Annotated in this window: 17 protein-coding genes; 11 read left to right on the forward strand and 6 right to left on the reverse strand. The window is 72.7% G+C overall.

The window, feature by feature from the left end:
- Window positions 1-1,678: homocysteine S-methyltransferase family protein (locus VKG64_05135; protein HKB24422.1), on the reverse strand; the 1,678-nt coding region annotated here is incomplete at its 3' end.
- A 264-nt stretch (window positions 1,679-1,942) separates the two neighbouring features.
- Here VKG64_05135 and VKG64_05140 point away from each other — a divergent pair.
- Genes VKG64_05140 through VKG64_05150 form a run of 3 tightly spaced genes read left to right on the forward strand, consistent with a single transcriptional unit; the run spans window position 1,943 to window position 3,823 of the window.
- Complete coding sequence (locus VKG64_05140; GenBank protein HKB24423.1) at window positions 1,943-2,218, forward strand: type II toxin-antitoxin system prevent-host-death family antitoxin; 276 nt, start codon at window positions 1,943-1,945, stop codon at window positions 2,216-2,218.
- Window positions 2,218-2,604 (forward strand): type II toxin-antitoxin system VapC family toxin, encoded by a 387-nt coding sequence (locus tag VKG64_05145; GenBank protein HKB24424.1) that lies wholly within the window; start codon window positions 2,218-2,220, stop codon window positions 2,602-2,604. Before VKG64_05140 ends, VKG64_05145 begins: the two co-directional genes overlap by 1 nt.
- A gap of 19 nt (window positions 2,605-2,623) precedes the next feature.
- The gene (locus VKG64_05150; protein ID HKB24425.1) at window positions 2,624-3,823 is read left to right on the forward strand and encodes a CoA transferase; all 1,200 of its coding nucleotides are present in this window, start codon (window positions 2,624-2,626) and stop codon (window positions 3,821-3,823) included.
- 170 nt (window positions 3,824-3,993) lie between these two features.
- Here VKG64_05150 and VKG64_05155 read toward each other — a convergent pair whose 3' ends face one another.
- Together VKG64_05155 and VKG64_05160 are read right to left on the reverse strand one after the other, a co-directional pair.
- Window positions 3,994-4,893, reverse strand: coding sequence for an NAD(P)-dependent oxidoreductase (locus VKG64_05155; protein ID HKB24426.1), 900 nt, complete (start codon window positions 4,891-4,893; stop codon window positions 3,994-3,996).
- Window positions 4,890-5,318 carry a RidA family protein gene (locus tag VKG64_05160; GenBank protein HKB24427.1) on the reverse strand — a complete coding sequence of 143 codons (429 nt, stop codon included), beginning with the start codon at window positions 5,316-5,318 and terminating at the stop codon, window positions 4,890-4,892. Before VKG64_05160 ends, VKG64_05155 begins: the two co-directional genes overlap by 4 nt.
- A gap of 82 nt (window positions 5,319-5,400) precedes the next feature.
- Here VKG64_05160 and VKG64_05165 point away from each other — a divergent pair, with 82 nt between their 5' ends.
- Genes VKG64_05165 through ettA form a run of 4 tightly spaced genes read left to right on the forward strand, consistent with a single transcriptional unit; the run spans window position 5,401 to window position 9,476 of the window.
- Entirely contained in the window at window positions 5,401-6,207 is an 807-nt protein-coding gene (locus tag VKG64_05165) for an SDR family NAD(P)-dependent oxidoreductase (protein HKB24428.1), read from the forward strand.
- A gap of 20 nt (window positions 6,208-6,227) precedes the next feature.
- A complete protein-coding gene (locus tag VKG64_05170; protein HKB24429.1) occupies window positions 6,228-7,346 on the forward strand; it encodes an HRDC domain-containing protein in 1,119 nt (372 codons plus the stop codon).
- A 14-nt stretch (window positions 7,347-7,360) separates the two neighbouring features.
- Window positions 7,361-7,807, forward strand: a complete 447-nt coding sequence (locus VKG64_05175; protein HKB24430.1) for a CoA-binding protein — start codon at window positions 7,361-7,363, stop codon at window positions 7,805-7,807.
- Complete coding sequence (gene ettA, locus VKG64_05180) at window positions 7,797-9,476, forward strand: energy-dependent translational throttle protein EttA (protein HKB24431.1); 1,680 nt, start codon at window positions 7,797-7,799, stop codon at window positions 9,474-9,476. Before VKG64_05175 ends, ettA begins: the two co-directional genes overlap by 11 nt.
- On the opposite strand, the gene VKG64_05185 is transcribed toward ettA, so the two are convergent.
- The 3 genes from VKG64_05185 to VKG64_05195 form a co-directional block, all read right to left on the reverse strand.
- Window positions 9,448-10,056, reverse strand: coding sequence for a hypothetical protein (locus VKG64_05185; protein ID HKB24432.1), 609 nt, complete (start codon window positions 10,054-10,056; stop codon window positions 9,448-9,450). The two genes, ettA and VKG64_05185, sit on opposite strands and share 29 nt — an antisense overlap.
- 101 nt (window positions 10,057-10,157) lie before the next feature.
- Window positions 10,158-11,555: a hypothetical protein gene (locus tag VKG64_05190; GenBank protein HKB24433.1), complete on the reverse strand. Its 1,398-nt coding sequence runs from the start codon at window positions 11,553-11,555 to the stop codon at window positions 10,158-10,160.
- Between the two features lie 8 nt (window positions 11,556-11,563).
- Window positions 11,564-12,331: a 3-hydroxyacyl-CoA dehydrogenase gene (locus VKG64_05195; GenBank protein ID HKB24434.1), complete on the reverse strand. Its 768-nt coding sequence runs from the start codon at window positions 12,329-12,331 to the stop codon at window positions 11,564-11,566.
- A gap of 119 nt (window positions 12,332-12,450) precedes the next feature.
- Here VKG64_05195 and VKG64_05200 point away from each other — a divergent pair, with 119 nt between their 5' ends.
- Genes VKG64_05200 through VKG64_05215 form a run of 4 tightly spaced genes read left to right on the forward strand, consistent with a single transcriptional unit; the run spans window position 12,451 to window position 19,152 of the window.
- Complete coding sequence (locus VKG64_05200) at window positions 12,451-13,011, forward strand: hypothetical protein (GenBank protein ID HKB24435.1); 561 nt, start codon at window positions 12,451-12,453, stop codon at window positions 13,009-13,011.
- Window positions 13,008-14,552 carry a DNA polymerase Y family protein gene (locus VKG64_05205; protein ID HKB24436.1) on the forward strand — a complete coding sequence of 515 codons (1,545 nt, stop codon included), beginning with the start codon at window positions 13,008-13,010 and terminating at the stop codon, window positions 14,550-14,552. Before VKG64_05200 ends, VKG64_05205 begins: the two co-directional genes overlap by 4 nt.
- A gap of 5 nt (window positions 14,553-14,557) precedes the next feature.
- Complete coding sequence (dnaE, locus tag VKG64_05210; protein ID HKB24437.1) at window positions 14,558-18,127, forward strand: DNA polymerase III subunit alpha; 3,570 nt, start codon at window positions 14,558-14,560, stop codon at window positions 18,125-18,127.
- A gap of 56 nt (window positions 18,128-18,183) precedes the next feature.
- Complete coding sequence (locus tag VKG64_05215) at window positions 18,184-19,152, forward strand: ABC transporter substrate binding protein (GenBank protein HKB24438.1); 969 nt, start codon at window positions 18,184-18,186, stop codon at window positions 19,150-19,152.
- Window positions 19,153-19,303: the final 151 nt, after the last annotated feature.

The following is a 19,303-nucleotide window of genomic DNA, read 5'->3' on the forward strand; positions in this document are numbered from 1 at the left end:
GCCCCGCCTTGGTCGCGTGGTAGAGGAAGACGGAGTTCAGGACCTCGCGGCCCGCCGGCGGCAGCCCGAACGACACGTTCGAGACGCCGAGGATCGTCTTGCATTCCGGGAAGCGCTGCTTGATCAGGCGGATGCCCTCGATGGTCTCCACGGCCGAGCCGACGTAGTTCGCGTCGCCCGTGCCCACCGGAAAGACGAGCGCGTCGAAGATCAGGTCGCGCGCCGGCACGCCGTACTTCCGCGTCAGCAGCTCGTGGCTCCGCTCCGCGATCGCGAGCTTGCGCGCGCGGGTCACCGCCATGCCCTGCCGCTTGTCCTCGTCGATGCAGCCGACGACGACCGCGCCGCCGTAGGTCTTGAGCAGGGGCACGACCTTCTCGAACCGCTCCTCGCCGTCCTCGAGGTTGATCGAGTTGACGATCGCCTTGCCCTGGCAGTGGCGGAGCGCGATCTCGAGCACCCGCGCGTCGGTCGAGTCGATCATGAGCGGCACCTTGACCATGCGCGTGAGCTGCGCCATGAAGCGGTCCACGTCGGCCGCCTCGTCGCGGTCCGGGTTGGCGAGGCAGACGTCGAGGACCTGGGCGCTGCCCCGGACCTGCGCCCGGCCGATCTCGGCCGCCTCGTCGAACCGCTCGGCGACGATCAGCTCCTTGAACCGGCGCGAGCCGATGACGTTCGTGCGCTCGCCGACGAAGAGCGGGCGGTTGTCGTCGGTCGGGTAGACGACCTCCACGCCGCTCACGGCCTGAGGCTCGCGGGCCGCGGGCACCCGGGGTGGGCGGCCCCGCACGAGCTCGGCGAGGGCCCGGATGTGCGCGGGCGTCGTGCCGCAGCAGCCGCCGACGATGTTGACCCAGCCCTCCTCGACGAAGCGCCGCACCTTGAAGGCGAGGCTCTCGGGCGTCTCGGCGTATTGCCCGCGCTCGTCCGGCAGCCCCGCGTTCGGGTACACGCTCACGAAGCGGGTGGACATCGCCGAGAGCGAGCGGAGGTGATCGGTCATGAACTCGGGGCCGGTCGCGCAGTTGAGGCCGATCGAGAAGAGGTCGAGGTGCTCGAGCGCGACGTACAGCGCCTCCACGCCCTGCCCGGCGAGCATCGTGCCCGTGGGCTCGATCGTGCCGCTCACCATCAGCGGGACCTCGACGCCCGCCTCGCGGATCGCGCGGCGGACGCCGATCGCGGCCGCCTTGAGGTTCAGCGTGTCCTGCTGGGTCTCGAGGAGCAGCGCGTCCACGCCGCCGTCGATCAGCCCGCGCGCCTGGACCGCGTACGCCTCGCGCACCTCGTCGAAGGTGACGTTGCGGGTGACCGAGATCGAGCGGGTCCCCGGGCCCATCGCGCCCACGACGAAGCGCTCGCCCGCGACCTCGCGAGCCAGACGCGCGGCCGCGCGCGCGAGCTCGTACGCGCGCTCGGCCAGGCCGTACTCGCCCAGCACGTAGGGGGCGCAGCCGAACGTGTTCGTCGAGACCACGTCTGCGCCGGCGTCGAAATACGCGGCGTGGATCCAGCGGACGACGTCGGGGCGCGTCAGGTTCAGGTGCTCGTTGCAGCCCTCGTACTGCGGCCCCCCGAAGTCGGCGGCGGTCAGGGCCTTCGCCTGGAGCATGGTGCCCATCGCCCCGTCGAGGACGAGGATGCGTTTCCCGAGCGCGTCGCGTAGCCGGCTCATCGTTCTCATAGTAGCAGGGGCGGGGCCCTGCGTGGTGCGCGACCAACAGATTTCCGGTGACCTCCTGATACTTCGTCCCGGGCGTCGCAGTCACGGACAGCTACCCTTCGTGGATCTCGTATCTGCGCCCGTCATCGGGGAGCGCGGCAACGCACGACGGCTATGTCCGAAGTCCGAGACAGCCGATGTCCAGGAACGGAGACGTTGACACGGGCCGCCCCGGCTCGTTCAATGTAGAGACATCACTACGCTGGAGGACCCGGGATGCAGATGGGTTTGCGCGAAGCAAACCAGCACTTCTCGAAGGCGGTCCGCGCCGTCAAGGCCGGCCGGGAAGTCGTGCTGACGGAGCGGGGCCGACCGATCGCTGTGATCGCGCCGCTCAAGGTCTCGGGCGAGGCGGCGGCGCTCAGACGGATGGAGGCGTCCGGCCTCCTGATCCGGGCCACCGAGCACGGCCCAATGGCGCCGTTCCGGCCGAGACGGATCAAGGGTAGGCCTTTGTCCGCCACGGTCATCGAGGCCAGACGGGCCCGCTGATGCCGGCAGCCTGGGCCTATGTCGACGCGAGCGCCCTCGTGAAGCGCTACGTCGGGGAATCGGGCTCGAGCCGCGTCGTGTCGCTGTTTCGCCGACATCGATTCCTCTCTTCGGCCATCGTGCCCCTCGAGATCCTGTCTGCCCTCTCCCGGCGAAGGTTGTCCGGCGAGTTTGGCGATCGTGACTTCCAGGCGGCCATCGCACGGATGACGGTGGACCGAGCTCGCTGGGAGCTTATCGGCCTCACCTCGCTCGACGCCGTGCATGTGGCGTCCGCGCTGGCCTTTCACGAGGAGACTGGAAGCCGGCTGCGTTTCGTCACGGCTGCGCCCCGCCAGCGTGCCGCCGCCCAGCGCTGCGGCCTTCCGGTGGTCTGGGTCGGATAGTTCGGTTATCTTTGGCTCCATGACCGAGCCCGCCCTCTCGCTCGACGGCATCCGCGTCGTGGATCTCTCCCGCGTCCTCGCCGGGCCCTTCTGCGGCGCCCTCCTCGGCGACATGGGCGCCGACGTCGTCAAGGTCGAGGACCCCACGGTCGGTGACGAGTCGCGCACCTGGCCCCCGCACAAGGACGGCGAGGCGGCGGGTTACCTCGTCAACAACCGCAACAAGCGCGGCATCGCGGTGGACTTGAAGGCGCCCGAGGGCGTCGAGATCGTCCGCCGACTCGCGCGCCGCGCCGACGTCCTCATCGAGAACTTCCGCACTGGGACCATGGAGGAGTTCGGCCTCGGCTGGGACCGCCTCGCGGCCGAGAACCCGCGCCTGGTCTACTGCTCAGTTTCGGCCTTCGGCCGGACGGGCCCTCGCGCCGAGGGCGCGGGCTACGAGGCGCTCATGCAGGCGTTCAGCGGCATCATGTCCATCACGGGCGAGCCGGGCGGCCCACCCGTCCGCTGCGGCGTCTCCTTCCTCGACCTCACCACGGGCATCCTCTGCGCCTTCGGCGTCGTGAACGCGCTCCTCTACCGCGAGAAGAGCGGCGTCGGGCAGCGCGTGGACGGCTCGCTGCTCGAGACGGCCATCGGGCTCCTGAACTTCCAGGCCGAGGGCTACCTGCTCGCGGGCACCGTGCCCCGAGCCCTCGGCTCGGCCCACCCGGCGCTCTCGCCGTACCGGAACTTCCGCTGCCGCGACGGCCAGTGGGTCTTCATCGCCGGCGCCAACGACCGCCTGTGGCGGCGGCTCGTGACGGCGCTCGGTCTCGCGGCGATGGCGGACGATCCGCGCTTCGCCATCAACATCGAGCGCGTGAAGCACCGCCGCGAGCTCGAGACGGCGCTGGAAGAGGCCATCGTGCGCCACGACCGCGACGCGCTGCTGAAACTGCTGGACGAGGCGGGTGTGCCCGCGACGCCCGTGAACACCGTGGACCAGGTGCTGGACGATCCGCAGACGGCGACGCGCACGGTGATCCGGCGCATGCGGCATCCAAAGCTCGGCGAGATCCCCGTGGTCGGCATGCCCATCGCGTTCTCGGCCATGGACCCGTCCGTGCGCCGTCATGCACCGCTTCGGGGGGAGCACACCGACGAGGTCCTGGCCGAGCACGACTACACCGCGGCCGAGATCGCGGCCCTCCGCGCGAAGAAGGTCGTCGTGTAAGCATCCGTGACGGAGGCGGTCTCTGTATCCGAGAGGGTACGCTTCAAATTCGAAGGGTATGGGATGGGCGAGCCCGTGACGCTGCCCGTCGAGGATTAGCGCGTGTACGCCAATCTCTGGGACGAGCTCGTCAAGCTGATCCTGAAGCTGATCAACGGCTGAGCCGCCGCTCAGCTCTTCGCGCTCGGCGCCAGGCCCGCGAGCCGGGCGACGACGTCGAAGACGACGGCGAAGTCGTAGCCGGCGAGGCCGAGCCCGCGCGCGGCCGTCAGCAGCTCGTTGGTCACCGCCACGGTCGCGAGGGGCACGCCGGTCGAGCGTCCGAGGTCGAGCGCGAGCCCGAGGTCCTTCTGCATCATCCCGACGTCGAACCACGCCTCGGCCGGCATGCCGAGGACGAACGGGCCCCGGTACTTCAGCATCGGCGAGGCGACGACACTCCGGAGCAGCGCCTCGACCGCGCGCTCGCGCGCGACGCCGGCCTTCTCGGCGAGCAGCACCGACTCCGCGAAGGCGAGCATCTGGACGGCGAGGCCCTGGTTGATCGCGATCTTCATCGCCTTCGCGAGGCCGACGGCGCCCACGTGGGTGATCGTCGGTCCGATCGCGGTGAGGTAGGGGCGGACGCGCTCGAGCGCCGGGGCGGTCCCGCCCACCATGAACGAGAGCTGGCCCGCGTCGAGCGTGGCCGGCGAGCCCGACACGGGCGCGTCGAGCAGCTCGGCGCCGCGCGCGGCGACGTCGGTGGCGAGGGCGCGGACCGCCTCGGGGCTGACGGTGCTCATCTCGACGAGGACAGCGCCCGGGCGCAGCCCCGCGAGGATCCCGTCGGGGCCCCGCGTGACCGCCTCGAGCGCCGCGGTGTCCGTCACCATGGTGAAGATCGCGTCGGCCGCCTGGGCGACCTCGCGCGGCGACGACACGAGGCGCAGGCCGGAGTCGGCGAGCCAGCGCGCCTTCTCGCGCGTCCGGTTGTAGCCGACCACCGGGTGCCGCGCGTCGAGCAGGCGCTTCGCCATGCGCCCGCCCATCACGCCGAGCCCCACGAAGCCGAGCGTCACGCCGGTCACGGATCGGCGACCGCGATCGCGCTGATCTCGAGCTTGCAGCGCGGGTGCGTCGCGAGGCGTGAGACCTCGACGGTCGTCGTCGTCGGCAGGTGGCCGCCGAGGTAGCGCGCCCACACACGGTTCAGGTCGTCCTGCTCGCGGACGTCGGTGAGATAGCGCGTGGCGGCGACGAGATCCCGCAGCGTGCAGCCCGCGGCCTCGAGCGTCTTCTCGAGGTTCTCCATCACGAGCACGGCCTGCGCCTCCATCGTCGGCGGCAGGTCGAAGTCCTCCTCGCGGTGCGGGTGATGGTGGTACACGGCGGCCGCGGTCACGCCCGAGAGAAACACGAGACTGCCGCGGCGGACGACGATCCCGGGCGCATAGGGCATGACCACGTCGCTGCGCCGAGCCGCGTGGTGGACGATCGCGATCTCCTTGGCCATCGAGCGCCTCCCCGGAGCGTTGCCGTCGCATCCTATCACGCCGCGTTGACCCGGGGCCGAAGGCCGGATACCCTCCGACGCTGTGGACTCGCTGAACGGACGGGTCGCGGTCGTGACGGGCGGCGCGAGCGGGATCGGGAAAGCGCTCGCGGAGGCGTTCGCGGGCGAGGGCGCGAAGGTCGTCGTCGCCGACCTCGACGAGGCGGGGATGGCCGGGGTCGTCGCGGGGATCCGCGGGCGCGGCGGCGAGGCGCTCGCCGTGCGCGCCGACGTCACCGACCTCGCCTCGGTGCAGGCGCTCGCCGACCGGGCCTTCGCGGCATTCGGCCGCGTGCACGTCCTCTGCAACAACGCGGGCGTCGCGCTCTGGGGCGGGCTCGAGACCGCGACCCATCGCGACTGGCAGTGGGCGCTCGGCGTGAACCTCTGGGGCGTGATCCACGGCCTCGAGGCGTTCCTGCCGCGCATGCTCGCGCAGAAGGAGCCCGGGCACATCGTCAACACCGCGTCGATGGCGGGGCTGGTCGCGACGGCCGGCCTCGGCATCTACAACACGACCAAGTACGCCGTCGTCGGGCTCTCCGAGACGCTCGCGAAGGACCTCAAGGCGTACGGGATCGGCGTCTCCGTGCTCTGCCCGATGGGCGTGCAGACGCGGATTCGCGAGAGCGACCGCAGCCGGCCCGCCCACCTGCGGAACGAGACGCCGACGCGCGCCGAGCCCGTCGAGCTGATGGGCCGTTTCCTGGCGCCGGAGGTGGTCGCGCGCATGGTGCTCGCGGCGATCCGCGCGGGCGAGCTCTACGTGATCACCCACGACGAGGGACTCGAGCCCCTCCGTCGCCGCTTCGAGCGGATGGAGCGGTCCATCCGCGCAAGGAAGTCCTAGCCACGATCCCGTCGACCTGGATCGGTACCCGCGCCGACCTGGCCGCCGTTCTCCCGCGGCTGGCGGCGGCCGGCGATGTCGCGCTCGACACCGAGGGCGACAGCCTCCACCACTATCCCGAGCGCCTCGCGCTGGTGCAGCTCGCGACCCCGTCGGGCGAGGTGTGGCTCGTGGACCCGCTGGCGGTGGACGACCTCTCGCCGCTCGGGAGCCTCTTCGCCGGGCCCGGGATCACGACGCTGCTCCACGCGGGTGACAACGACCTCACGCACCTCAAGCGCCGCCACGGCATGAGCTTCACGGCGCTCTTCGACACGCACGTCGCCGCGCGGTTCCTCGGTGAGCCCGCGCTCGGCCTCGATGTCCTCGTCCGGCGCTACCTCGGCCTCGAGCTCCCGCCCTCGCGCCAGCGCGACGACTGGTCGGCGCGCCCGCTCTCGGAGGCGCAGCGGGACTACGCGGCGGCCGACGTCCTCCACCTCGTCGCGTTGAAGGAGCGACTCGCGGACGAGCTCCGGCGCGTGGGGCGCCTCGCGTGGGTGGAGGAGGAGTGCGCGGCGCTCGCGGCCCAGCCCGTGCCGGAGCGCGCGCCCGACCCGAACGCCTTCGTCTCGCTGAAGGGGGCACGCGAGCTCCCGCCCCGCGGCCTCGTCGTGCTGCGCGAGCTCCACGAGCTCCGCGAGCGGCTCGCGCTCGCCGCCGACCGGCCGCCGTTCAAGATCCTCCAGGAGGAGACGCTGGTGCGGCTCGCGCAGGCGTCGCCGACCGACCGCGCGTCGCTGGCGGAGGTCCCGGGATGCACCGCGCGGGTGATCGCGCGCTGGGGCGACGCGCTCCTCGGGGCGCTCGCGCGCGCCCAGGCGCTGCCGGAGTCCGACCTCCCGGTGCTCGAGCGCCGGCCGCGGCCGCGCATCGCCGGAAGCGTCCAGCGCCGGATCGAGCGCCTGCGGAACTGGCGGGCCGAGGCGGCGCCGCGGGCGGGTCTCGAGCCGGGTCTCGTCCTGCCGAACCGGCTCATCGGCGCGATCGCCCGCGCGGGCCCGCGCGACGTCGCGGAGCTGGCGGCCGTGGACGGCGTGCGGCGCTGGCGCGCCGAGGTCTTCGGCGCCGAAATCCTTGCGGCGCTCGGCTCGGCGTGAGAAAGATGAAGTCCATGGCGGACTGGCGGACGAACCTGATCGACGACGATGCGGGGCTCGTCGCGATCCTGAACGGGACGAAGACGGTGGCGGTCCTGGGCGCCAAGCCCGGCGCGGCCGAGCCCGCGTACTACGTGCCCGCGTACCTCCGGGCGCGCGGCTATCGCATCCTGCCCGTCAACCCCGTGGTCGCCGGGCGCGAGCTCCACGGGACCAGGACCGTGGCGCACCTCGCGGACCTCGCCGAGCCCGTGGATGTCGTCGAGATCTTCCGGCGGCCGGAGTATCTGCCGGCCCACGCCGGGGAGATCCTCGCGCTGCCGTGGCGGCCCGCGGCCGTGTGGTTCCAGCTCGGGATCCGGAACGGTGCCGCGGCCGAGCGCCTCGCGCGCGCCGGGATCCGCGTCGTGCAGGACCGCTGCATGATGCCCGAGCACAAGAGGCTCCTGCATGGCCGGTGAGTACGCGTTCGTCATGAAGGACCTGCGCAAGGTCGTCCCGCCCAAGCGCGAGATCCTGCGCGGCATCTGGCTCTCGTTCTTCCACGGCGCCAAGATCGGCGTGCTCGGCGCCAACGGCGCCGGGAAGTCCTCGCTGCTCCGGATCATGGCCGGCGTGGACAAGGATTTCCTCGGCGAGGCGTTCCCGGCGGCCGGGCTCCGCATCGGCTACCTCCCGCAGGAGCCCCAGCTCGATCCGGCGAAGGACGTGCGCGGCAACATCGAGGAGGGCGTCGGCGAGACGCGCGCGATCCTCACGCGCTTCGAGGAGGTGTCGGCGAAGCTCGGCGAGCCCCTCGCCGCGGCGGAGATGGAGAAGCTGCTCGAGGAGCAGGCGCGGCTCCAGGACAGGATCGACGCGGCGAACGCGTGGGACCTCGACCGCACGGTCGAGATGGCGATGGACGCGCTGCGGGTGCCGCCGGGCGACATGGACGTCGGGACGATTTCGGGAGGCGAACGCCGGCGCGTGGCGCTCTGTCGACTGCTGCTCCAACGACCGGATATGCTGCTCCTCGACGAGCCGACGAATCATCTGGACGCCGAGTCCGTCGCCTGGCTCGAGCGCTTCCTCAAGGAGTACCCGGGCACCGTCGTGGCCGTCACCCACGACCGCTACTTCCTCGACAACGTCGCGGGCTGGATCCTCGAGCTGGACCGCGGCCACGGCATCCCCTGGGAGGGCAACTACTCCTCGTGGCTCGCGCAGAAACGCGAGCGGCTCGCGCGGGAGGAGAAGGCCGACGCCGCCCGCCAGCGGACGCTCGCGCGCGAACTGGAATGGGTCCGGATGGCGCCGCGCGCGCGCCAGGCCAAGTCGAAGGCCCGCCTCCAGAACTACGAGGCGATGCTCGCGGAGTCGTCCGACCAGCGAGCTCAGGCCCTCGAGATCGTGATCCCGCCGGGGCCACGCCTCGGCGACGTCGTCGTCGAGGCCGACCACGTGGCGAAGGCCTACGGCGACCGCGTCCTCATCGAGGACCTCACGTTCAAGCTCCCGCGCGGCGGGATCGTCGGCGTGATCGGCCCGAACGGCGCCGGCAAGACGACGCTCTTCCGGATGATCGTCGGCCAGGAGAAGCCCGACGCGGGCTCGCTCCGTGTCGGCGAGACCGTGACGCTCGCCTGCGTGGACCAGAGCCGCGACGCCCTCGACGGGAAGAAGACCGTCTGGGAGGAGATCTCCGGGGGCGCCGACACGCTGAGCGTCGGCGGCCGCACGCTCCAGTCGCGGGCCTACGTCGCGTCGTTCAACTTCAAGGGGAGCGACCAGCAGAAGCGGGTCGGCGAGCTCTCGGGCGGCGAGCGCAACCGGCTCCACGTCGCCACCACGCTGAAGCGCGGCGCGAACCTGATCCTGCTCGACGAGCCGACGAACGACCTGGACGTGGACACGCTGCGCGCCCTGGAGGACGCGCTCCTCGACTTCGCCGGCTGCGCCGTGCTGATCAGCCACGATCGCTGGTTCCTCGACCGCATCGCCACCCACATCCTCGCCTTCGAGGACGAGGGCCGGGTGGTGTGGTTCGAGGGGAACTACGCCGACTACGAGGCTGACCGCAGGAAGCGCCTCGGCGCCGAGGCCGAGCGGCCGCACCGCCTCAAGTACAAGCGCCTGCCTCGCGCCTGAGCGGGCGCCGGCAGCAGACGAGGACGTTCTCGCCGCCGGGGCGCACGCGCGCGAGCCCCACCTCGGCGAAGTACGGCCGCAGCGCCGCGGCGAGGCCGCGCGCGCCGTCGCGGCGGTGGCGGTTCAGCACGAGCGATCCCCGCGGCGCCACCAACGGCGCGAGCGCCTGCGCGAGCGCCCGCGCCCGCTCGGGCGTCTCGCCGTAGGCGGTGTCCTCCATGACGAAATCGAAGCGCCGCCGTCCATGCGCGAGCCAGCGAATGACGCGCTCCGCGTCGCCCACCAGGTACTCGACGCCGCCCAGCGCGCTGAGGCCGAACCAGTCGAGCGCCGCGCGGAGGACGGCCGGATCGCGCTCGATCGCCGTCACCGCGCGCGGGCGCGCCAACACGCGGAGAAGGTGGAGCTGGGTGCCGCCGCCGAGGCCGACGAGGAGCACCGACGGCCGTGGGGGCACGCCGGCGGCGGAGAGCGCGCGCCACCAGTACTCGCGGCGAACCGGCGACCAGTCGCCGTCGAGCGGGTAGACGGAGAGGATGTCCCCGCTCACGATCAGGCGGCGCTCCCGCCGGTAATCCACGACGCGGATCCGTCCCGAGAACCGGGAGCGCGTCTCGAAGACGGTCCTCGAGCGCCTGCGGCGTCTCAGCGCAGGGCCGGCGCGCGGGCGAGTCGCCCGGCTCAGTCGTAGACGCAGAAGAATCGCCGCTGGTTGGTCGCGAAACCCAGCACGAGCCGGGGCAGGGCCCGCCGAGCGTACGCCGCTTCCGGACGATCCGGGACCGCGCGCAGGACACCGTCGTACAGGGCAATCGCCCTCTGCCTGGCCGTCGGGGCGCCCGTCTGATACCGCGCGGGCTCCGCGTACTGGTCCTCGGGCGAGGCCTGGCTCAGCGACCACCACGTCTCGTAGGCCTGCGCCAGCTGGAACTCGACGTCCACCCGCACGGGGCTCCCCGGACGTCCGGCGAGGAAGGCCTCGCCCTCGCGGATCACGTCGCGGAACCGGTCGCTGCCCTTGCTGCAGCCGACACTCGTGTCCCAGCCGAGATCGAGCAGTCGCACGAACGCACGCTCGCCCCACGGGCTCCCGGGGCTCTCTCTCCAGACCTGCCACAGGAGATCGTGACCGTAGACCCAGGTCGCGCCGAGCGGCGCCCATTGCCACGTGAGGCCGTGCGCGCCGAGCGCCCGGCGGCGGGCGTCCCACTCAGGCGAGCGCTCGTCCGCGCTCGCGAGCTGGCGCGCGAGCTGATCGGCCGCGAGGAGGAGCGCGGAACGGCGCGCGTCCCGCGCCGCGGCCGCCTTCAGGAGATCCACGGCCATCGCGTAGGCCTTCGCCTGCGCGGCCGGATCCATCGGACTCTCCCTGAAGCGCGCGAGCAGCCCGCCGTAGTCTGGATACGTTGCGCGCAGCTCGTCGCCGAGCAGGGCGGCGAGCCGCGCCTCCACCTGCTCCGCCCAGGCCGGCGCTCCCGTCGCCGCCCGCTCGCGCTCGTCCTCCCTGAGGGCGGCGAGGAGCGGCCGGTGGCGGGCGAGGACCCCGACGTACGGGGAGCCCGCGGTCGGCTCGTCGACGTACAGCAGGATCTCCAGCGCGTCGGTCCGCCACCGCCTGACGTCGCGCCAGGACGCGGCGCCGAACTCGAGCACCGTCGGCGTCGCCGGGCGCTCGCCCGCGCCGTGGCGCGCGGAGATCCGCTCGGCGAGCCCCCGATGACGCTCGGCGAGCGCCGCCGCGGAGGGGCCCGGCGGGGCGACCGTCACGCGGAGCTGCTCGAGCCGCGGTGCCGGAGGATCGCCCGGCAAGACGTAGAAGAACCACTCGCTGACGGTGGCCGCGGCCTCGCGGCGGCAGCGGTACGCCCATTCCTCGTCGGCCGTCGTCCAGCTTCCCGTGCTGCGGACGCGCTCGCAGCTCGCCGGCGGGCCGGGGCGCGTCCACTCCTCGTAGGTGGCGCCCCAGCGCGCAGCGCCCAGCGCGCCCCACGCCTCCTCGACGGTCGCGTCGGCCGCGGCCGCCGCGTGCGGCGCGAGGGCGAGCGCGAGCGCGAGGAGCGCGGGGCCGTGGCGCGCCACCGCCCGGCTCAGCGCGGGGCCATGCGGATCGCGCCGTCGAGGCGGATCGTCTCGCCGTTGAGCATGCCGTTCTCGACGATGTGGAGCACGAGCGCGGCGTACTCGTCGGGGCGGCCGAGCCGCGGCGGGAACGGCACCTGCTTGGCGAGTGACTGCCGCGCGGGCTCGGGCAGGGTGGCGAGGAGCGGCGTGTCGAAGATCCCCGGCGCGATCGTGCAGACGCGGATGCCGAGCTCGGCGAGGTCGCGCGCGATCGGTAGCGTCATGCCGACGATGCCGCCCTTGGAGGCGGAGTACGCCGCCTGACCGATCTGGCCGTCGAACGCGGCGACGGAGGCGGTGTTGACGATGACGCCGCGCTCGCCCGCGGCGCTCGGCGCGTTCTGGGCCATGATCGCGGCGGCGAGCCGGATCGCGTTGAAGTGGCCGATCAGGTTGATGTTGATGACGCGCGTGAAGTCCTCGAGCCGCGCCGCGCCCTGCTTGCCGACGGTCTTGGCCGCGGTGCCGATCCCCGCGCAGTTCACGAGGACGTTGATCCCCCCGAACCGCTGCCGCGCCTGGTCGCAGGCACCCGCGACCTGGTCGCCGCTCGTCACGTCCGCCGGCGTGAAGAGGGCGTTGCCGCCGAGCGCCGCGGCGACGTCGGCGCCCTTGGAGGCCGGCAGGTCCAGCAGCGCGACCCGGCCGCCCGCCTTCACGATGCGCTCGGCCGTCGCGCGCCCGAGCCCCGACGCGCCGCCAGTGATCACGGCGTTCACGGTTCGAAGTTCCATCGCTGCCTCCTTCGAGATTTGCGTCCCCCGCCTCGGCGGATTCTAGCCCAACGGGCCGTCCTGCCTACCCGAACAGGGGGCTTGACTGATACTAAACATCTGATTAGTCTCTAACTCCCATGACGGTCGGTGAGCTCCTCCGCCAGGGAGCGGTCACTGAGATCGTCGGCCCGCTCTGCTCGGGCCGCACGAGCCTGCTCGTCGCCTGTCTCGGCGAGGTCGGGCGTGCCGGGGGCGCCGCGGCGCTGATCGACGCCGACGACGCGTTCGATCCCGCCTCCGCCGCGCGGGCGGGTGTGGACCTCGACCGCGTGCTCTGGGTGCGGTGCGGCGGGCGGCGCGGCGCCGCGCTCCGGGCCGCCGATCTGCTCGTCCGCTGTCCCGGCTTCGCCCTGGTCGCGCTCGACGTGGGTGAGAGCCCGCCGCGGATCTCGCTGGCCCAGGCCTTCCGCCTGAGGCTGGCGGTCCGCCGCGGGGGCGCGGCGCTCCTCGTCGTCGCGCGGCGGCGAGTCCTCGGCGCGGGCGCGGCCCTCGCCGTCGAGACCCGCCGCCGCGGGCTCGCGTGGGCCGGCCCGCGCCTCGTGCCGACGCGCCTGGCCGGTGTCGAGACGAGCGTGAGCGTGCTCCGGCGGCAAGGGGCGGCGGCGCCGGGGGACGGCGTCGTGTGGTGGCGCGCATGAACCGGGTCGCCTGCGTCCGCGTGCCGTACTTCGCCGCGGCCGCCGTCGAGCGCGGCGAGCCCGCGCTCGCCGAGGGCCCGCTGGCGATCGTCACGGGCGCGCCGCCCGCGACGCGCGTCGTCGAGGCCAACGGCGCGGCGCGCGAGCGCGGCGTCGAGCCGGGGCTCACGGACGCCGAGGCGCGGGCGCGCTGTCCCGATCTCGTGCGGCGGCCGCTGGGCGACGAGGTCGTCGCGTCGGCGCGCCACGCGCTGCTCGAGGCCTGCCTCGGCGTCTCGCCCCGCGTCGAAGACGCCGGCGCCGGGCTCGTCCACGTGGACGTGACGGGCCTCGGGCGCCTGATCGGGCCCGACGCCGCGGTCGGTGCGCGCCTCGCGCGCGCGGCACGCGCGGTCGGGCTCGAGGCGCGCGTGGGGATCGCGGGGAGCCGCGCGGCCGCGCGCGTCGCGGCGCGCGTCGGTGCGCGCGTGAACGTCGTGCCGCCGGACGGCGAGCGCGCGGCGCTCGGACCGGTGGCGCTCGCCGAGCTCGAGCTCCCCGACGAGCTCGCGCAGACGCTCGCGCGCTGGGGCCTCCTGACGCTCGGCGAGCTCGCCGCGCTGCCGCGCACCGGGCTCGCCTCGCGGCTCGGCACGCCGGGGCTCGCGGCGCACGACCTCGCCTGCGGGCGGGACCGCGAGCCCTTCCGCGCCTGGGTGCCCCCGCCGTTCTGGGAGGAGGCGCAGGGGCTCGAGTGGGAGCTCGACTCGCTCCCCGCCCTCGCGGCCGTGCTCGAGCGCGTGCTCGCACGGCTCGCCGCCCGGTTCGAATCGGCCCGGCTCTGGGCGGACGCGCTCGACGTCAGGCTCACGCTCGCGTCCGGCGGTCACCACGCGCGCGTGGTCACCCTCGCCGCGCCGATGGGCGAGGTCCGGCCGATGCTGACCCTGCTCGTCCTCGACCTCGAGGCCCATCCACCGCGGGCGCCCGTGGTCGGCGTCTCCGTGAGCGCGCGCGTCGTCCCGCGGCGCGCCGTCGCCGCCGGGCTCTGGGAGCGCTCCGTCCCGACCGTCCGCGACCTCGCCGCCGTCCTGACGCGCCTCGCCGGGCTCGTCGGCCCGGCGGGCGTCGGCGCCGCCGTCCTCGACGATTCCCACCGTCCCGACGCTCACACCCTCGCCCCCTTCGATCCGACCGCCGCGGGCGGAGCCGAGATTCCCAGGGCCGGGGCGGGGGACGTCCCGAGCGAAGTGGGGTTTTCTGAGCGAGGGATCGCCCCCGCCTCGGCCCCGGGTGTTCTCGTGCTGCGGCGCCTGCGGCCGCCGCGGCCGGTGGAGGTGGAAACGGACGCGGCCGGGCGGCCGGCGGTCGTGCGCGGCGCGCTCGGTCCCGAGGCGCGCGTCGTCACGTGCGCGGGGCCCTGGCGGAGCTCGGGGGAGTGGTGGGACACGCGGGCGTGGGCGCGCGACGAGTGGGACGTGGCGCTCTCCGACGGCGCGCTCTGCCGGCTCGCCCACGACGCGCCCACGGGCCGCTGGGCGCTCGACGGCGTCTACGACTGACGGTGATGTTCATCGAGCTGCACGCGCAGTCCGCGTTCTCGTTCCTCGAAGGCGCCGCCGAGCCGGAGGCCTTCGTCGCGGAGGCGGCGCGGCTCGAGATGCCCGCGGTGGCGCTGGTGGACCGGGACGGCGTGTACGGCGCGCCGCGTTTCACCCGCGCGGCGCTCGCCGCGGGCATCCGCCCGATCGTCGGCAGCGAGCTGACGCTCGCCGACGGCTCGCGCCTGCCGCTGCTCGTGGAAGACCGCGAGGGTTACCAGAACCTCTGCCGCCTGATCACACTGATGAAGCTCAGGACGACCAAGGCAGGGCGAGCCGCCAAGGGGGAGGTGGCCGCGACCCTCGACGACATCGAGCCCTACGCCGCCGGGCTCGTGTGCCTCACCGGCGGTGCGCGCGGCCCGCTCGCGATGCGGCTGGCGCGCGGGGACGACGCGGGCGCGCGGGAGGTCCTCGACCGGCTCCTCGCGATCTTCGGCAGCTCGGGCTGCTACGTCGAGGTCCAGCGCCACCTTGCCCGCGAGCAGGAACGGATCCTCCAGCGCCTCGTCGAGCTCGCGCGAGCGGCGCGAGCACCGCTCGCCGGCGCGAACCAGCCGCTCTACGCCCGCCCTGAGGGTCGGCAGCTCGCCGACGTCTTCACCTGCATCCGCGAGAAGACCGACCTCGACCGCGCCGGCCGGCGCCTGCAGGCGAACGCCGAGCGCCTCCTCAAGGACGAGCGGGAGATGGCGCGGCTCTTCCACGATTTCCCCGACGCGCTCGCCAACACGGGCGAGCTCGCGCTGCGCCTCGGCTTCACGCTGAAGGACCTCGGCTACCGCTTTCCGGAGTTTCCGCTGCCGCCCGGCCAGACGCCGCTCGAGCACCTGCGCGAGCTCGCGGAGCGGGGCGTGCGCGCACGGTACGGCGCGGGCCCGCTCGCCGCCCGCGCGCGCCGCCAGATCGCCCACGAGCTCGAGATCATCGGCCGCCTCGACCTCGCCGGCTATTTCCTGATCGTGTGGGACATCGTCGAGCACTGCCGCGCCAACGACGTCCTCGTGCAGGGACGCGGCTCGGCGGCGAACAGCGCGGTCTGCTACGCGCTCGGCATCACGGCGGTGGATCCCGTCGGCATGGAGCTCCTGTTCGAGCGCTTTCTCAGTGAGGCACGGGGGGAATGGCCCGACATCGATCTCGATCTTCCGAGCGGCGGCCGAAGGGAGTCGGTCATTCAGTACGTCTACAGTCGATACGGCCGTCTCGGAGCGGGGATGACCGCCAACGTGATTACATACAGAGGCCGGAGCGCGGCGCGCGAGGTCGGCAAGGCGCTCGGGCTCCCGCGCGACATGCAGGACCGGCTCGCCCGGCTCGTCGGGAACTGGGGCTACCAGGATCCGGACGAGCTCCTGATCAAGCACCTCGCGGAAGCGGGCTGCGACCCGTCACACCCGCGCATCCGGCACTTCGCGCGGCTCTGGCTCAAGATCCAGGACCTGCCGCGCCACCTCGGCCAGCACTCGGGCGGCATGGTGATCGCTGCCGGCCGCCTCGACGACGTCGTGCCGCTCGAGCCCGCGACCATGCCGGGGCGCGTCGTCGTCCAGTGGGACAAGGATGACTGCGCGGGGCTCGGCATCATCAAGATCGACCTGCTCGGGCTCGGGATGATGTCGGTGCTCCAGGACTCGCTCGCGCTCGTCCGCGAGACCGGCCGCGAGGTGGACCTGGGGCACCTGCCGCCCGACGACCCCGCCGTCTACCGGAGCCTGCAGCAGGCGGACACGATCGGCGTGTTCCAGGTGGAGAGCCGCGCCCAGATGGCGACGCTCCCGCGCGTCCTCCCCGAGCGGTTCTACGACCTCGTCGTGCAGGTCGCGATCATCCGCCCCGGGCCGATCGTGGGCGACATGGTCCATCCCTACATCCGGCGCCGGCGCGGGCGCGAGCCCGTCACGTACCCGCACCCGTCCCTGGAGCCCATTCTCAAGCGGACACTCGGCGTGCCGCTCTTCCAGGAGCAGCTCTTGCGGATGGCGATGACGGCCGCGGGCTTCACCGCCACCGAGGCGGAGGAGCTCAGGCGCGCGCTCGGTTTCAAGCGGAGCGAGCGGCTCATGGGCGACGTGGAGGCGAAGCTGCGCGCGGGTATGGCGCGGCAGGGGATCGAGGGCGCCGCCGCGGAGACGATCGTGCGCTCGATCACCTCGTTCGCGCTGTACGGCTTCCCGGAGTGCGTCGTCGGCGAGACGCGGGTGATCGACGCCGATACGGGGCGCTGGGTGGCGATCGAAGACGTCGTGCAGAGACGCGCGCGCCTCGGGAGCACGCTCGCCTGCGACGCGGACATGAAGATCCGGAAGCGCCGCGTGCTCAAGGCCACGGCGAGCGGACGCCGCATGGTCTATCGCGTCCGCACCGCGCTCGGCCGGGAGATCACCGCGACGGCCGAGCACCCGTTGCTCACGATGGATAGCTGGCGTCCGCTGGCGGCCCTCAATCTGGGCGATCGCGTCGCCGGCTTGCGACCCGTCGGCGGCGCCCTGCTGGAGGGGGCCGAACTCGACTGGGACCGGATCGCCAAGGTCGAACCGCTCGGTGAGCGGGAGACGTTCGATCTCAGTGTCGAGGGTGACCACAACTTCCTGGCGAACGACTTGGTCGTCCACAACTCGCACGCGTCGAGCTTTGCACTGCTCGCATACGCGAGTGCGTACCTCAAGGTGCACCACCCGGCGGCGTTCTACGCGGCGCTCCTGAACAACCAGCCGATGGGGTTCTACCATCCCGCGACGATCGTCAAAGACGCCCAGCGCCACGGCCTCCGCTTCCTCCCGATCGACGTCACGCGCTCCGGGTGGCTGTGCGCGATCGAGCCCGACCCGCGCGGCGGCCACGCGGTGAGGCTCGGCCTGCGATACGTGAAAGGGTCGCGCGAGGCGACGGCACGCGCGCTCGTGCGGGCGCGGGAGGCGCGGCCCTTCGCCTCGATCCAGGATCTGGCGCTCCGTGCCGGGCTCGCGCGCGACGAGCTCGAGACTCTCGCAGCCATTGGAGCATTAGCACCGCTCGGCGCCACGCGGCGGGCGAGCCTCTGGACGGCGGCGGCGCCGCATCACGGGCCGCTGTTCGCGGTGGCCGAGACGCGCCCAGCGCCGAGCCCGCTCAAGGAGATGACGGAAGTCGAGCGGCTCGTCGCCGACTACGGGGGCACGGGCGTGACGCTCGGCCGCCATCCGATGGCGCTGCGCCGCGCCGAGCTCGCGAGGCGCCGCGTGCTCGCCGCGCGTGAGCTCGCCGGCGTCCCGCACGGGGAGGCCGTCCGGGTGGCGGGTAGCGTCATCGTCCGCCAGCGCCCGGGCACCGCCAAGGGATTCGTCTTCCTGACCCTCGAGGACGAGACGGGGATCGCGAACGTGATCGTGACGCCGCCGCTCTTCGCGCGCTATCGTCTGACGCTCGTGGCCGCGCCGTTTCTTCTCGTGGAGGGTGTCGCGCAGCAGCAGGACGGCGTCGCCTCAGTGCGCGCCACGCGCGTGTCGGCGCTCGACGTGCTCGCGCGCGGCGTCCCTTCGCACGACTTCGGCTGATCGTCTTGCGTCACGCCTGCGGCATCGCTTACGCTCTCGAACACCGGGACCTGACGATGGTCGCCACCCAGCGAGCCGTCTCCTTCCGGTATGTGGCTGGAAGCCCGGCCACAGGGGGGATCATTGTGAAGCCGCGCCCGTTTCGCTTCGGAGTCCTGGGCGAAAGCGTTCGCTCGGCCGCAGAGCTGGTGGATACGGCTCGCCGCGCCGAGATCGCAGGTTACGCGACGTTTCTGATCCGCGACCACTTTATCGAGGAGCCGTTCGGCCACCAGCTTGCCCCAGTGGCCGCGCTCGCGACCGTCGCCGCCGCCACGGAGACGCTGCGCGTGGGAAGCCTCGTGATGTGTAACGACTACCGCCACCCGGTCCTCCTCGCCAAGGAGGTAGCCACGCTCGACCTGTTGTCAGGGGGCCGGCTCGTCGCCAGTCTCCGGCGGCCGGGCGGGAACGTCACGGGGATGACGTCCATCTCGAGCGACCTGGCTGGCAAGCGACTCGAGCTCGTACGGCTCGTGGCGCCACGCGCGTCCCATGTGGCGATCCTCTGGGACGAGAGGAACCCGGCATCCCGGCTCGCCGTGCAGGAGACCGAAGCGGCGGCGAGGACGTTAGGTCTCACCCTGAAGAACGTCCCCGTGCGAACCCCCGCTGATTTCGAGCCAGCGTTCTCCACCCTGGTCAGAGATCGCGCGGCGGCGCTCAGCATTACCTCGAGCCCGATGCTCTTCCCCCACCGTCAGCGACTGGCCGAGCTCGCCATGAAACACCGGCTCCCGACCGTCGCCGGCGATCGTGCGTTCGTGGATGCGGGCTGCCTGGCCGCCTATGGCACCGACTATCCGAACCTCTTCCGCCGGGCGGCAACGTTCGTCGACAAGATCCTCAAGGGTGCCAAACCCGGTGACCTGCCCATCGAGCAGCCGACCAAGTTCGAGCTGGTCATCAACTTGAAGACGGCCAAAGCGCTCGGCCTCACGATCTCGTCGTCTCTCCTGCAGCGGGCGGATCACATCATCCAGTGAGGTCTATATCCGGTGATGCATACGTCGCGAGCCCTGACTCCGGTGGGCGCACGATGAGAGAGACATGAGAGTCAAGGTCTTCAACCGCAAGGGCCAGCTCGTTGGGCCGGTCGAGACCGCCCCCGTGGAAAAGACTGACGCGCAGTGGCGG

Source organism: Candidatus Methylomirabilota bacterium, assembly GCA_035260325.1.
In the GTDB taxonomy this organism is placed as follows: domain Bacteria; phylum Methylomirabilota; class Methylomirabilia; order Rokubacteriales; family CSP1-6; genus AR19.